The following is a 14,687-nucleotide window of genomic DNA, read 5'->3' as shown; positions in this document are numbered from 1 at the left end:
GACCAAACCGGTCAAATGACGGCGCGCCGTGTCGTCACTCCCCTGACGGCTGCGCTTTCGGGTCAAATCCTACGATATCCCCATTTTCTGCGAGGATGGCCGCAGTGCTTACCCGACGGCTGGTGCGGCGACGCGTACCTGCTTCTGGAGCAGGCGGGAGCGCATCAAGCACCGAACCAAGCAAGTCTTCCTTGCTCAGCTTTTCAACCGGCTTAGCAGCTGCCTGTACTGGCGGCAACGAAACCGGACGTTCTTCTCTTACCGGGCGACTTTCGCGGCCTGAACGAGAGTCTTGCTCGTTTCGTGGCTGCGAATCGTCGCGACTTGGCTTCTCATCACGATTCTGGCGATCATTGCGATCGGCACGCTCGTTTTGTTCAGCCCGGTTGCTACGATCAGCACGATCGTTACGGTCAGAGCGCTGCCCACGCTGCGATCGTGAGTTGCGAGAGTTCTTTGTGCCGCCCTGCCGAGACTCTACAGCCCGAACTTCTTCTTCGAGCTCTGGCTGGTCAGTCGCACCAGGGATGGTTGATGCGGCAATCTTCGCCATGGCATTGCGTGACTCATCGGTGATCGCGTGGGTCTGCGAAGCTTGAGCCTGCTGCTGTTGCGAAGAATTCTTGCGCTTGTTATTGCGGGCAGGAGCCTCACCGCGATGCTTGTTCACTGGCTCATGATGCACAATGATGCCGCGCCCAGCGCAAATGTCACAAGGTTCGCTGAACGATTCCAACAGGCCAAGACCAAGCTTCTTACGGGTCATCTGAACGAGTCCAAGTGAGGTGACCTCTGCAACTTGGTGCTTCGTGCGGTCACGGCTCAGGCACTCAACCAAGCGTCGCAACACAAGATCACGGTTTGACTCAAGCACCATGTCGATGAAGTCAATCACAATGATGCCGCCGATGTCCCGCAGGCGTAGCTGACGAACGATCTCTTCAGCTGCCTCTAGGTTGTTCTTCGTGACTGTTTCCTCAAGGTTGCCGCCAGAGCCAACAAACTTGCCGGTGTTCACGTCGACCACCGTCATAGCCTCGGTGCGGTCGATCACAAGCGAGCCACCCGAAGGCAGCCAAACCTTGCGATCCAGCGCCTTGACGATCTGCTCACTAATGCGGAACTCATCGAAGATATCGCGCTGGCTCTCGTGGTGTTCAACCCGCTCAAGCAGTTCGGGAGCGACCTGTGCCAGGTAGTCCTCGATTACACGATAGGTTTCGTCGCCCTGAATGATCAGCTTGTGGAAGTCTTCATTAAAGACATCACGAATGATTTTGATCAGCATGTCGGGCTCCGAGTGCAGCAGGAGCGGCCCGCCACCCTTCGCCACACGCTGCTGAATCGAATCCCACTGACGGGTAAGACGCTGCACATCGCCAGTTACCTGATCCTCAGTGGCACCCTCAGCTGCGGTACGCACGATCACACCGGCGCCGCTTGGCAGCACCTCTTTCAGGATCTTCTTCAGGCGAGCACGTTCGGTATCTGGAAGCTTTCGCGAGATACCGTTCATCGCGCCGCCGGGAACGTACACCAGGAAGCGACCAGGCAGCGAGATCTGACTAGTCAGGCGCGCTCCCTTGTGACCCACCGGATCTTTTGTGACCTGAACCAGCACAGCGTCGCCAGGCTTCAGCACATTCTCGATCTTGCGCGCTGAAGACGCCCCCTCGAATTCGCTCCAGTCGACCTCGCCCGAGTAAAGTACTGCGTTGCGACCGCGGCCGATGTCAACGAATGCGGCCTCCATGCTAGGCAGCACGTTCTGCACTCGTCCAAGGTAGACGTTGCCGATCAATGAGCTTTCACTTGAGCGAGCAACGTAGTGCTCCACGAGCACCTTGTCCTCCAGAACACCAATCTGAATGCGATCAGCCGCTGTGCGCACGATCATTTCGCGGTCTACCGACTCGCGGCGTGCCAGAAACTCGCTCTCGGTGATCACCAGACGGCGACGACGGCCGGTATCGCGGCCATCACGGCGACGCTGCTTCTTCGCTTCAAGACGGGTCGAACCTTTGACCCGCTGCGGTTCGGTGATCTGCGGAGCAGACTTCTGCTCCCGACGCGGTGCTTCTTCTTCGTGCTGCTGCTCAGAGCCGCCGCGACGACGATTGCGACGGCGAGTCTGGCCGTTTTCACGATCATCGTCGTCATCACGGCCGTCAAAAGCATCGCGACCGCTGTCGCGCCCACCGTCACGCGAATCTCGGGAGTCACGAGAATCACGCGAATCGCGCGAGCGAGAGAACTGACGATCAAGCATGTCATCGAGCTGACGCAGTTCACTGCGGCGCTGACGGGGCTGCACAGGAGGCACGTCAGGCGCGAGGAAGATCAAGCGCGCGGTAGCCCGAAAACGCTCTTCTGGGGTCATATCCGCGAGCGGAAGAATCAGCTGTGGCAGCTCAGGCTTAGCTTCATCGACAGCGGGCTGCGCGTCCGTTACATCGGCAGCTTCTGCGCTCACCGGCTCTGCGTTATTTGCTTCGGCAGCTCCACCATCGGCCGGCGCAACAGTTGCTTCGGGGGCTTCAGCGCTCTCCGCGGCTGGCTGATCCAGCGTTTCTGATGCTGCAGCTTCCGTTGCGTCGGCTTCGCTCACCTCGGTTGATACCGGGGTCCCCTCGCTCAGCGTGACTTGCTCCGGCTGTGCCAATGCACTCGTTTCCGGCTGTTCCGCTGATTCTTGGGTATTTGAAGTTGTTTCTAGGTTGGGTTCATTCACCATTGCTGGTGCACTCCTCTAGCCGTGCGATTCGCTCGGCGAACTCTTATTGTGCGGTTTTCCACCGCGAACTCTGTATTGCGCAAGGCGGTTGCCTCACACCCGGCCACTTCCTGACCGGAAGTCACAACCTGCGTGACTGAAAGACTGTCGTGCCGGGCATCACGTAGACGCGAGGCAACGAACCCATTATGTCACGCCTCGGCAGAGAATTCGCAGCCACGCGCAATAACATGACACTATGTCAACTGCCCCAATCACTCGCACCCGCAATTTTGGTTTCGCGATTTTCAACATCATTGCGGGGGCGATCGGCTGGTTCGCCTCGTTCGAACTGCTCACCGAATACGTAAAAACCCTCAAGAACCCTGACTATGTGCCGAACTGCGCGGTCAGTATTTTGGTGACATGTGGCCCGAACATGGACAGCTGGCAGGGCTCGGTACTCGGCTTCAGCAACACCATCATCGGTGTCGCCGCGTTCGCCGCTCCAATTGCGGTCGGTGTAGCACTGCTCGCAGGAGCAAAGTTCGCTTCCTGGTTCTGGTGGGTATATCAGGGCGGCTTGCTGCTTGGCTTCGGCTTCATCTTCTGGCTCGCCTACCAGAGCGTCTTCTCGCTCGGCACGCTCTGCCCGTGGTGCATGGTGGTTTGGAGTGTGATGATCCCACTCTTCTGGGTCAGTGGCACAAGACCCCACGCGGTTGGCGATATCCCACACAGCCCGGGCGTGCAGAAGTTCTTCGCCGGGCTCTACAGCTGGAGCTGGGTGCTGATTCTTGGCTGCTATCTGCTGATCGCGCTGGTCGCGCAGATTCAGCTTGACTGGCTTGGCGAGTTCCGCCGCATGTAGTTTTTACGTTGGATCGCAAGAGCGGTTACTCCCCGAACTGCCGGGGCGTAACCGCTCTTTTGTTTTGTACGTCGCTCATTGGTCGCGCTGCGACTCATTGCTTTCGCGAAAGATGGTGCACTATTCGCGCTGTAACGAAGCCCAGAGTTTATCCGCTTGGGCGATTGTGAAGGCTTCGTCTCCCCTGGTGTCGATGACCACATCAGCGATCGCCCGGCGCTCCGCGTCGCTGGCTTGGTTCGCGATCCGCCGCTGAGCATCTTCGGCGCTCATTCCACGCAGTTCAACCATTCGTTTTATCCGGACATCTGCCGGCGCCTCGGTGATTACTACAAGATCCCACGGCATCTGCACCCCCGCTTCAACGAGCAGCGGCACATCGTAGATCACGATCGCCTTCGGATCCGCCGCCTCAGCGGCATCGAGCCGTGCCTGAGCTAGCTTTCGTACCTCCGGGTGCACGATTCCGTTTAGAGCATTGAGAGCCTCAGCGTTTTCAAAGACCAATTGACCGAGGGCTGGGCGATCCAGCGCCCCCTCGTCCGTAATCACTCCCTCACCGAATCGTGCGGCGATCTGCTGCAAGCCGTCACTGCCTGGCGCGACAGCTTCGCGGGCTAACTGATCGGCGTCGACGTGCACGGCGCCAAGCTCGGCGAGTCGGCGGGCGACAGTAGATTTGCCGGAGGCGATACCCCCGCTGAGGGCCACAAGTTTCATGCTTCTATCAAAGCAGATTGCCCACACATGCAGAAAGCCCGGCTCCACAGGGGAACCGGGCTTTCGTGAGCGTTCTAAGGCTTAGTTGCCTTCGAGCTGCTGCTTGAGAGCTGCAAGAGCCTCGTCGTCAGCAAGGGTGCCAGCCGAAGCTGAGTCGCTCGAGAAGGTCGATGCGCCAGCCTCTTCGACTGGTGCCTCGGCCTGAGCAACGAGTGCCTCGCCGACCTGCTTCTTGTGCGACTCCCAACGAGCCTGGGCTGCAGCGTATTCCTGCTCCCACTGCTCGCGCTGGGTCTCGAAGCCTTCCTTCCATTCCTGAGTCTCAGGATCGAAGCCCTCTGGGTACTTGTATTCGCCGTTCTCGTCGTACTCAGCGGTCATACCGTAGAGTGCTGGATCGAACTCGGTGCCCTCTGGGTCTACACCCTCGTTAGCCTGCTTGAGGCTGAGCGAGATGCGGCGACGCTCGAGGTCGATGTCGATGATCTTGACGAAGACTTCCTGGCCGGCCTTAACAACCTGCTCAGCGAGCTCAACGTGCTGACCCGACAGCTCCGAGATGTGCACGAGGCCCTCGATGCCGTCTGCAACGCGAACGAACGCACCGAAAGGAACCAGCTTGGTGACCGCACCTGGTGCGATCTGGCCGATTGCGTGGGTGCGAGCGAAGAGCTGCCAAGGATCTTCCTGGGTAGCCTTCAGCGAGAGCGAAACGCGCTCACGGTCAAGCTCAACCGAGAGAACCTCAACGGTTACTTCCTGGCCAACCTCAACAACGTCGCTTGCGTGCTCGATGTGCTTCCACGAGAGCTCGCTGACGTGCACGAGGCCGTCAACGCCACCGAGGTCAACGAACGCACCGAAGTTAACGATCGACGAGATGACACCCTTGCGAACCTGGCCTGGCTTGAGCTCGGCGAGGAACGACGAACGGCTTGCCGACTGGGTCTCTTCGAGCAGCGCGCGGCGCGAGAGCACCACGTTGTTGCGGTTCTTGTCGAGCTCGAGGATCTTGGCTTCGATCTTCTGACCCAGGTAAGGGGTGAGATCGCGAACACGACGAAGCTCGATGAGCGATGCAGGAAGGAAGCCACGCAGACCGATGTCAACGATGAGACCACCCTTGACGACCTCGATGACGGTGCCCTCAACGACGCCGTCGACCTCCTTGATGCGCTCAACGTCGCCCCAAGCACGCTCGTACTGAGCACGCTTCTTCGAGAGGATCAGACGACCCTCTTTGTCTTCCTTCTGCAGCACGAGAGCTTCAACGCTGTCGCCGACCTTGACAACCTCGTCGGGGTCAACGTCATGCTTGATGGAAAGTTCACGCGAGGGGATAACACCCTCGGTCTTGTAACCAACGTCGAGGAGAACCTCGTCGCGGTCGATCTTCACTACGGTGCCCTCGATGAGGTCGCCGTCGTTGAAGAACTTCAGGGTCTTCTCGACCGCTGCAAGAAAGTCCTCGGCTGAGCCGATGTCGTTGATTGCGACCTGCTTGCTTGCCTTTTCGGTCGTTGCGTTCGTCATGTAAATGGTCTCCAGGATGGATAAAAAATCAGGCGGAATTCACACTGAAGAAAACCTTTCGGGATTCTCCGAGCGCATGCCCCGCGTGGACATGGGTAAATCATCACAAGTGTGACACTCAACCCTACCGCGTTTTCTCGCGAATTTCCAGGCGTGTGCTGAGTTGCGATGTGGTGGCCACAACCGCGAGCCGGGCCACCACTTTGCGCTAGTGCGCTGCGGCGTTCCAGTTGGCGCCGCGACCCACCTGCACTTCGAGCGGAACGGCAAGTTCTGTAGCGCCGCCCATTTCTTCACGCACGATGACCTCGAGCGCGTCCCATTCGCCCTCGGCAACCTCAAACATGAGCTCATCGTGAATCTGAAGCAGCATGCGCGATTTCAGCTCAGCCTCGGCAATACGCCGCTCGACACCAACCATGGCGATCTTAATGATGTCTGCTGCTGTGCCCTGGATAGGGGCGTTCAATGCCGCGCGCTCAGCGTTTTCGCGCAGCACGCGGTTTGGGCTCGCCAGATCCGGGAACGGCCGACGACGACCAAAAATGGTCTCGGTAAACTTGTCTTGTTTAGCTTGCTCGACCACCGAACGCAGGTAGTCACGCACACCACCGAAACGCTCGAAGTAGTCAACCATCAGCTGTTTGGCCTCTGCCGCAGAAATGTTCAACTGCTTTGCAAGCCCAAACGGCGAGAGGCCATAGGCCAGACCGTAAGACATCGCTTTCACCTTGGAACGCATCTCGTTGGTGACCTCAGCGGGTTCAACACCAAAGATTCGCGAGCCAACAAAACGGTGCAGATCTTCGCCCGCATTAAACGCTTCGATCAGTCCGGGATCACCCGAAAGGTGAGCCATGATTCGCATTTCGATCTGCGAGTAGTCGGCGGTCATCAGTGTCTCGTACTCGTGCGAGTGAATGAACGCCTCGCGAATGCGGCGGCCCTCTTCGGTACGAACCGGAATGTTCTGCAGGTTCGGATCAGTTGAGGCAAGACGCCCGGTACTCGCCCCCATTTGCAGCAGAGTCGTGTGAATTCGCCCGTCTGGCTGTACCGCCTTCATGAGTGTCTCAACGATCTGGCGCAGCTTATTCGCATCACGGTGCGCAAGCAGCGCATCGAGGAACGGGTGGGGGTTCTTCACTTGCAGCTCCGCAAGAGCGGCAGCATCGGTGGTGTAACCGCTCTTCGTCTTGCGAGTTTTAGGCATATCGAGCTCTTCGAAAAGCACTTCTTGCAGCTGCTTTGGCGAAGAAAGGTTCACCTCATGGCCGATCGCTGCGAAGGCCTGCTGCTCGAAATTCGCAACCCGATCGCGCAGTTCGGCCTCATGGGCTTGCAGCAGCGGGAGATCGATCTGCACTCCGCGCACTTCAAGGGCATTCAGTACGGGCGTTAGCGGCAACTCAATTTCGCTGTAGACCGCGGCAGTACGCCCTTCGAAGCGACGCTCTGCCTCTGCGTTGGCGCGCACCAAGTACCAGGCCTGAACCTCTGGGCCGGCAATCGAGCCTTCCTCGGGAATGAGCTGATTCGGATCACCCTCGGGCATTTGCTCACCGAGAAAACGGAATACTGCATCTGCAAGAGTCTTCTCAGCGCTGATTGGACGCAGCAGCCAAGAGGCGAGGGCGGTGTCACCCGTGACGCCAGCCAGGCTGCTCCCCGCTTTTGCAGCAAGTTTCATCTGCGCTTTCGCATCCCAGCACACCTTCGGCGCGTCAGAAGCCAGCCAAGCTTCAAACTGTGCGTAGTCGCGGCCACCTGGCTTCCAGGTGAGCACAACCGAGGACTCGGGGGTAGCGAGCCCTACCTCAAACCCTCCAAGATTCTCGGCGATCACAAGCGCTGGGCGATCGGCTTTGGCAAGCCAGTCCCCCAGTTCTTCGTCGATCAGGTTTTTAGCTTCGGGCTTTGCGGGCGCAAGCGAAGTGCTCGCAGCAGCTTCAGGAACAGCAACATTATCGACACCGGCAAGTTTGCCCACACGCTGCAGTAGAGTGCGGAACTCAAGCTTGCTGAACACCTCGCGCACCGCTTCAAGATCGATGTCACCTCGCACGAGGTCGTCAAGAGTGAGCTCAAGTTCAACGTCACGAACCAATCGGTTCAGGCGGCGATTTCGCTCGGCAAGGTGTGCGTTCTCACGCAAGCTCTCGCCAACTTTGCCGGTCACCTCGTCTTGACGTGCGAGCAATTCTTCGAGCGAACCGAATTGGTTGATCCACTTCACCGCTGTCTTTTCGCCGACACGAGGAATACCTGGCAGGTTGTCACTGGTTTCACCGACAAGCGCCGCGATTTCTGGATATTGCTCAGGGCGAATACCGTAGCGCTCAAAAACCTTTTCCTGGTCGTAGCGAGTCAACTCACTCACACCCTGCTTCGAGGGGTAGAGCAGGGTGATGTTCTCGTCAACGAGCTGAATAGTGTCGCGGTCTCCACTCACCACAAGCACGCGATAGCCAGCCTCGGCACCGCGCGTCGCAAGTGTTGCAAGAATGTCGTCTGCTTCGTAGTTCTCTTTTTCAATGGTCTGAATGCCCATTGCGTGCAGAGCCTCTTGCAGTAGCGGCACCTGGCCCTTGAACTCGACCGGGGTCTCGCCGCGAGTGCCCTTGTATTCGGGGTACTCCTCAGTTCGGAAAGAGTGCCGTGAAATGTCAAAAGCAACAGCCAAAGAATCTGGCTTTTCGTTACTGAGCAGGTTGATCAGCATTGCGATAAAGCCGTGGATGGCGTTTGTATGCTGACCCGACTGGGTTTGGAAGCTGTCGACAGGAAGCGCGTAGAACGCTCGGAAGGCAAGCGAGTGGCCGTCGATGATCATGAGGGTAGGCTGAGACACGTTTCTAGCCTACAAGCCACGTGCGACATTCATCGGGGAGATACGAAGAATCGCACGCATTCAGCAGATTTGAGGATCACATGCCAGTGCACAGTGCAGACCGAGACGCTTTTTACTCAGTTGAGAAGCTGAACGAAGGTAGGCGAGGCGATCTTGCTGAGCGAATGGGCATCAAAATCACTGAGTGCACCCGCGAACGCATGTCAGCGACCATGCCAGTCGCCGGGAACACCCAACCATTCGGCCTCGTACACGGCGGCGCCTACGTTGTGCTCGGCGAAACACTTGGCTCGATCCACTCGAACTATCTTGCGCCAGAAGGCATGGTTGCGGTTGGCGTCGACATCAACGCCACACACACCGGCTCAGCCACCGAGGGTGAAGTTACTGCCGTCTGCATTCCGGTGCACGTTGGCAAATCTCTCGCCGTGCACGAGATTGTGATCACCGCGGAGAACGGCCGCCGCTGCTCAACCGTTCGAATCACGAACTTCTACAAGCCAATGAAGTAGTTGGCATTACGCTGGATCGCCCAGCCCGAGACGGGTGAAATTCTGCGGTTCGCGGAACGAACGCAGAATGAACGGGCGATTCAACAAAAAGGGCGGCCATCCGAATGGATGAGCCGCCCTTAATGTATAAAGCGAGTTACTCTGCCTTTTTTGGCCCGAGCTGATCGATGATGGTCTTCGCAACGTCCTGCATAGTGAGGCGGCGATCCATCGATGCCTTCTGGATCCAGCGGAATGCCTCAGGCTCGCTCAGACCCATCTTGTCGTTCAAAATGCCCTTAGCGCGATCAACGAGCTTACGAGTCTCGAAACGCTCAGCCAGATCGGTGACCTCGTTCTCGAGGGTGACCAACTGCTGGAAGCGCGAGAGCGCAATCTCAATAGCAGGGATCAGATCAGCCGGAGTGAAAGGCTTCACCACGTAAGCGAGCGCGCCAGCCTCAGCCGCACGCTCAACCAGCTCACGCTGGCTGAATGCGGTGAGCAGCACTACCGGCGCAATATTGCCCGATCCATTGATCTGCTCAGCTGCCGAGATGCCGTCAAGCTTTGGCATCTTGACATCCATCACAACGAGGTCTGGACGCAGTTCCTCAACCAGGCGAACTGCCTCTTCCCCGTCGCCGGCTTCGCCTACAACATCGAATCCGTTGTCACGAAGCGTCTCAACGATGTCAAGACGGATCAGAGATTCATCTTCAGCTACGACAACGCGTCGTGCGGTGTTCTGTTCGGTCATGTTGAGTACCCTACTCCCCGTCCCAGATAGTTTGAGTGCCGGATGGGGGACTTGAACCCCCACGCCCGAAGGCAACGCATTTTGAGTGCGCCGCGTCTGCCAATTCCGCCAATCCGGCTCAGACCTACTAGCCTACTGCACTTTCAGGCTAGAGCGGAACGTGGCCACGCCCAATGGCGTGTTTCCGAGGGCCTGCTTCTGGCAATAATCCAGTCGACTCGCCCATACGGTGAATTCGCAGGGTATTCGTCGAACCGATCACTCCCGGAGGTGATCCAGCGATAATCAGCACCTTTTCACCGACCTCAATGCGGCCAGAATCGAGCAGCATGGCGTCTACTTGCTCGAACATTTCGTCGGTGCTAAACACGCGAGGAACTTCAATGCTGCGCGCGCCCCAGGTGAGCTCCATGCGGCGACGAATCGACCGGCTAGGGGTGAAGCCCATAATCGGAATTGGCTTGCGCAAACGCGAGAATCGGCGCACAGTATCGCCAGACTCGGTGAAGACACAGATGAACTTCGCCCCAATAAACTCGGCCACCTCAGAGGCTGCGAGCGTAAGCGCGCCACCCTGTGTTCGCGGCTTCACCACGAGCGATTCGATGCGATCGAGCGCGTGATCCTCGGTTGCCGCAATAATGCGAGCCATTGTCTCCACGGCCTGCACTGGGAACGCACCGACACTCGTCTCGCCAGAGAGCATGACGGCATCTGCACCATCGAGTACAGCATTTGCGCAGTCGCTGGCTTCCGCGCGTGTCGGGCGCGGATTCTCGATCATCGACTCCAGCACCTGGGTCGCCACGATTACAGGCTTCGCGAGCCGGCGCGCAATCGCAATTGCTTCTGTCTGCACGAGTGGCACACGCTCAAGCGGCAGCTCTACGCCAAGATCACCTCGGGCGACCATGATGCCGTCGAAGGCGTCGGTAATGCTTTCAAGATTTTCCACGGCCTGAGGCTTTTCGATCTTTGCAATGACGGGCAGCTTGATGCCCTCTTCCTGCATGATCTCGTGCACCCGAGTGATATCCGCCGCGTCGCGCACAAATGAGAGGGCGATGTAATCAACGCCGAGCTGCAACGCCCAGCGCAAATCTTCCTCGTCTTTTTCAGACAGAGCGGGCACGTTTACGGCAACACCGGGCAGGTTGATGCCCTTATTGTTCGACACAGAGCCAGGAATCTCGACAACCGTATACACGGTGTCCTCGGTGACCTTGGTCGCTCGAAGACCAACCTTGCCATCATCGATAAGCAGTGGATCACCCGGCTTCACATCACCAGGCAAACCCTTATGGGTCGTGCCACAGATTGTGCGGTCGCCCTTGATATCGCGAGTGGTAATCGCGAACTCATCGCCGACCTCAAGCTCATGCGGACCGTCAGCGAACACACCAAGACGAATCTTCGGCCCCTGCAAATCGGCGAGAACTGCGATCGGACGACCCACCTCATTCTCAGCCCGACGAATGTTGCGGTAGATCCCCTCGTGCACGTTGTATGTACCGTGCGACATGTTGAGGCGAGCAACATTCACTCCAGCACGAATGAGCTCAAGAGTGTGGTCGTAGCTAGAAACAGCTGGACCCCAGGTAGCGACAATCTTGGCGTGGCGCATGAATTACTTCTTTTCTAGTACGTGGTAGTACTCGTCAGGATTTGCCGTAAGACGTTCGTGGGCATCAGCCGGGTGTGTGCGGCCAGGCAGGTACACGCTTGGCTCAAGGCCGACATGTCGACGACGCTGCACGATGATCACTGCGATACCGATCAGTACCGCTACCAGCGCGGTCAGCTGGTTGCTACGCAGACCCAGGAAGATAAAGCTTGGATCGAGACGCATACCCTCGATGAAGAAGCGGCCAACGCCATACCAGATCAGGTACATACCGAAGAAGGTACCCCAGCGTGGACGCATCTTGCGCTCGATCCAGAGCAGCACCACAATGCCAAGGAGGTTCCAGAGAATTTCGTAGAGGAACGTTGGGTGGAACAGCGTGCCAGCCTGCAAGCCAACCGGGAAAGCTGGGTTGTTCGCAGCAATCTCAAGGCCCCAAGGAAGTGTGGTTGGGCCACCGAAAAGCTCATGGTTGAACCAGTTGCCAAGACGGCCGAAGGCCTGAGCGATCAAAAGACCAGGAACCAGCGCATCAGCGAATGACCAGAACCGAATGCCAGTGATCCGCGAGGCGATCAGCACACCGATACCGCCGCCGATCAGCGCGCCAAAGATTGCGATGCCACCATCCCAAATATTCCAGATGGCGTCCTTCTCCATGAAGTTCCACCACTGACGGCCCGAATTGAAGTAGTAACCCCAGTGCGTGACAACGTGGTAGGCGCGGGCTCCGACGATACCGAGCACAACAGCCCAGACGGTGAAGTCAAGCACGGCACCCTTCTCGCCACCGCGCGCGGTGAGCCGGTTACCGGTCCATGCAGCTGCGACGAGAATTCCGAGCAGAATGCACAGCGCGTAGTAGTAGATCGTGACCGGACCGAGCGCGAGGAACTGCGCATCGGGGCTAGGAATACTCATTGGAAGAGGAAAAACCATGGACTGCACTTTCAGAAATACATCTGACACCGGGTTGAGGGTGTCACCTCGCTCGCACCGCTAGGCACGCGCACTAATTCAAGCTTATCGTTCGACCGCAACAGAATGCTCTGCGGATCAGCCGCGAGTTCCGGCAGCGAGTGCTTTCACCGCCGCGGTGAGGCCGGCAACTCCCCCGTCGCGGAGTGCTCGCACAAATACGGTGCCAACAATTGCACCGTCTGCATACTCGAGAGTTGCGGCGACGTGCTCGGCAGTCGAGATGCCGATGCCGACACAGGCGAGATCGGTGCCCGCCGACCGCAGGCGCTCTGTGAGCGTGCGTGCGGCAGCATCGAGAGATGCCCGCTCCCCCGTAATACCCATCGTTGAGACGGTGTAAACAAAACCGGTACCGAGTTCGGCAATCATACGGAGACGCTCATCGCTGCTGGTCGGCGCAGCCAGGAAGACCCGATCAAGATTGTGCTTCTTGCTCGCCGCAATCCACTCGTCTGCGGCCTCAGGCGTAATGTCCGGCGTAATCAACCCTGCTCCGCCGGCAGCGGCAAGGTCGGCAGCAAAACGGTCAACACCGTACTGCATCACCGGGTTGAAATAGGTCATCACCAAAACCGGAGTGTCTACAGCCTCGCGCACCCGACGCACAGCTTCGAAAAGGTCACGAAGCTTGAAGCCGTTCTGCAGCGCGTGCTGGGTGGCCTCCTGAATGACCATTCCGTCCATTACGGGGTCACTGTACGGCACACCAAACTCAAGCACGTCGACGCCGTTTTTGGCCATCGCGATCGCCGCCTCAACACTGGTGTCAAGGTCCGGAAAACCTACCGGCAAGTAGCCTACGAGCGCGCCTTTGCGTTCTGACTGTGCGGCGCGAATGGCTGCTGATACCTGTGAGCTCATTTGCCTGCCTCCTGATCGATCAGACCGAAGTAGCGCGCAGCGGTTTCCATGTCTTTATCACCGCGACCCGAAAGGCTCACTGCGACAACCCCATCCGGACCGAGCTCACGAGCAATGCGCAATGCGCCGGCCAGAGCGTGCGCAGATTCGATCGCTGGAATAATTCCCTCGGTTTGGCTCAACAAACGCAGTGCCTGCATAGCCTCGTCATCAGTCGCCGGAATGTACTCTGCGCGGCCAATGTCGGCAAGCCAAGAATGCTCAGGGCCAACCCCCGGGTAATCAAGACCCGCCGAAATCGAGTGTGACTCAATCGTCTGACCATCTTCGTCTTGCAGCACATAGGTGCGTGAACCGTGCAAAACGCCCGGACGCCCTCGCTCAATCGAGGCAGCGTGACGATCGGTATCAACACCATCACCGGCCGCTTCTACGCCGTAAATCTTCACGCCCTCATCATCAAGGAACGCATCAAACATGCCGATGGCGTTTGAGCCGCCACCGACGCAGGCAACAATGGCGTCAGGCAAGCGTCCGAGCTTTTCAAGCAGCTGTGCGCGTGCTTCTTCAGAGATCACTTTCTGAAAATCACGAACCATCGCAGGGAACGGGTGCGGTCCAGCCGCTGTGCCGAAGATGTAGTTGGTGCGCTCAACACTCGACACCCAATCGCGATACGCCTCGTTGATGGCGTCCTTCAGCGTGCGTGATCCAGCGGTAACCGGAATAACCTCAGCACCAAGCAGACGCATACGCGCCACGTTGAGCGCCTGGCGCTCAGTGTCTACCTCGCCCATGTAAATGGTGCACTCAAGACCAAAAAGCGCCGCCGCGGTTGCGGTCGCAACGCCGTGCTGGCCCGCGCCCGTTTCAGCGATCACGCGTGTCTTGCCAAGGCGCTTCGTGAGCAAGGCCTGGCCAAGCACATTGTTAATCTTGTGCGAACCGGTGTGGTTCAGGTCTTCGCGCTTCAGAAAGATTCGCGCGCCACCAGCGTGCTCAGCGAAGCGAGGCACTTCGGTAATCGGTGAAGGCCGCCCGGCATATGAGTTCAGCAGTTCAAGAAGTTCTGCATGGAACGCTGGATCAGCTTTCGCCTCGTCATAGGCGAGGGTGAGCTCGTCGATTGCGGCGATCAGCGATTCAGGCATGAAGCGCCCGCCGTAGTCGCCGAAGAATGGACCGTGTTGATCGCGCAGCGAGGTGATCCCCTGCGATCCCTGGATGTCAGTCATTTCAGTTTCCATCTTGGTAGACGCGCATGAACATGGATCAAGCCCGG

Annotated in this window: 11 protein-coding genes and 1 tRNA gene; 2 read left to right on the top strand and 10 right to left on the bottom strand. The window is 58.2% G+C overall.

Annotated features, from left to right (window positions below; genetic code table 11):
- Positions 1-34 precede the first annotated feature (34 nt).
- The gene (locus QBL02_RS11765) at positions 35-2,734 is read right to left on the bottom strand and encodes an Rne/Rng family ribonuclease (RefSeq protein ID WP_282726621.1); all 2,700 of its coding nucleotides are present in this window, start codon (positions 2,732-2,734) and stop codon (positions 35-37) included.
- 238 nt (positions 2,735-2,972) lie between these two features.
- On the opposite strand from QBL02_RS11765, the gene QBL02_RS11760 reads away from it, so the two are divergent.
- Positions 2,973-3,584, top strand: coding sequence for a vitamin K epoxide reductase family protein (locus QBL02_RS11760; RefSeq protein ID WP_282726619.1), 612 nt, complete (start codon positions 2,973-2,975; stop codon positions 3,582-3,584).
- 120 nt (positions 3,585-3,704) lie between these two features.
- Here the strand turns inward: QBL02_RS11760 and coaE are convergent, their stop codons facing one another.
- From coaE to polA, 3 genes are all read right to left on the bottom strand, one after another.
- The gene (coaE, locus tag QBL02_RS11755; RefSeq protein ID WP_282726618.1) at positions 3,705-4,304 is read right to left on the bottom strand and encodes a dephospho-CoA kinase; all 600 of its coding nucleotides are present in this window, start codon (positions 4,302-4,304) and stop codon (positions 3,705-3,707) included.
- 81 nt (positions 4,305-4,385) lie between these two features.
- Positions 4,386-5,837: a 30S ribosomal protein S1 gene (gene rpsA / locus QBL02_RS11750; RefSeq protein WP_282726616.1), complete on the bottom strand. Its 1,452-nt coding sequence runs from the start codon at positions 5,835-5,837 to the stop codon at positions 4,386-4,388.
- Positions 5,838-6,045: 208 nt separating this feature from the next.
- Positions 6,046-8,670, bottom strand: coding sequence for a DNA polymerase I (gene polA, locus QBL02_RS11745; RefSeq protein ID WP_282726927.1), 2,625 nt, complete (start codon positions 8,668-8,670; stop codon positions 6,046-6,048).
- Positions 8,671-8,768: 98 nt separating this feature from the next.
- On the opposite strand from polA, the gene QBL02_RS11740 reads away from it, so the two are divergent.
- Positions 8,769-9,200 (top strand): hotdog fold thioesterase, encoded by a 432-nt coding sequence (locus QBL02_RS11740; protein WP_282726614.1) that lies wholly within the window; start codon positions 8,769-8,771, stop codon positions 9,198-9,200.
- A 136-nt stretch (positions 9,201-9,336) separates the two neighbouring features.
- Here QBL02_RS11740 and QBL02_RS11735 read toward each other — a convergent pair whose 3' ends face one another.
- From QBL02_RS11735 to trpB, 6 genes are all read right to left on the bottom strand, one after another.
- On the bottom strand, positions 9,337-9,939 hold the full coding sequence (locus tag QBL02_RS11735) for a response regulator (protein ID WP_282726612.1): 603 nt from the start codon (positions 9,937-9,939) through the stop codon (positions 9,337-9,339).
- Positions 9,940-9,975: 36 nt separating this feature from the next.
- Positions 9,976-10,057: transfer RNA gene (locus tag QBL02_RS11730), tRNA-Leu, on the bottom strand.
- 30 nt (positions 10,058-10,087) lie between these two features.
- Positions 10,088-11,563 carry a pyruvate kinase gene (gene pyk / locus QBL02_RS11725; RefSeq protein ID WP_282726611.1) on the bottom strand — a complete coding sequence of 492 codons (1,476 nt, stop codon included), beginning with the start codon at positions 11,561-11,563 and terminating at the stop codon, positions 10,088-10,090.
- Between the two features lie 3 nt (positions 11,564-11,566).
- Positions 11,567-12,484 (bottom strand): prolipoprotein diacylglyceryl transferase, encoded by a 918-nt coding sequence (gene lgt, locus QBL02_RS11720; RefSeq protein WP_282726610.1) that lies wholly within the window; start codon positions 12,482-12,484, stop codon positions 11,567-11,569.
- Positions 12,485-12,619: 135 nt separating this feature from the next.
- Positions 12,620-13,405, bottom strand: a complete 786-nt coding sequence (trpA, locus tag QBL02_RS11715) for a tryptophan synthase subunit alpha (RefSeq protein ID WP_282726609.1) — start codon at positions 13,403-13,405, stop codon at positions 12,620-12,622.
- Positions 13,402-14,640 carry a tryptophan synthase subunit beta gene (gene trpB, locus QBL02_RS11710; protein WP_282726608.1) on the bottom strand — a complete coding sequence of 413 codons (1,239 nt, stop codon included), beginning with the start codon at positions 14,638-14,640 and terminating at the stop codon, positions 13,402-13,404. The genes trpA and trpB overlap by 4 nt, the downstream gene beginning before the upstream one ends.
- Positions 14,641-14,687 lie beyond the last annotated feature (47 nt).

This window comes from Leucobacter sp. UT-8R-CII-1-4 (assembly GCF_030010235.1).
In the GTDB taxonomy this organism is placed as follows: Bacteria; Actinomycetota; Actinomycetes; order Actinomycetales; family Microbacteriaceae; genus Leucobacter.
Note: the sequence above shows the minus strand (reverse complement) of the source record. Positions and strands in the feature narration are given on the sequence as shown.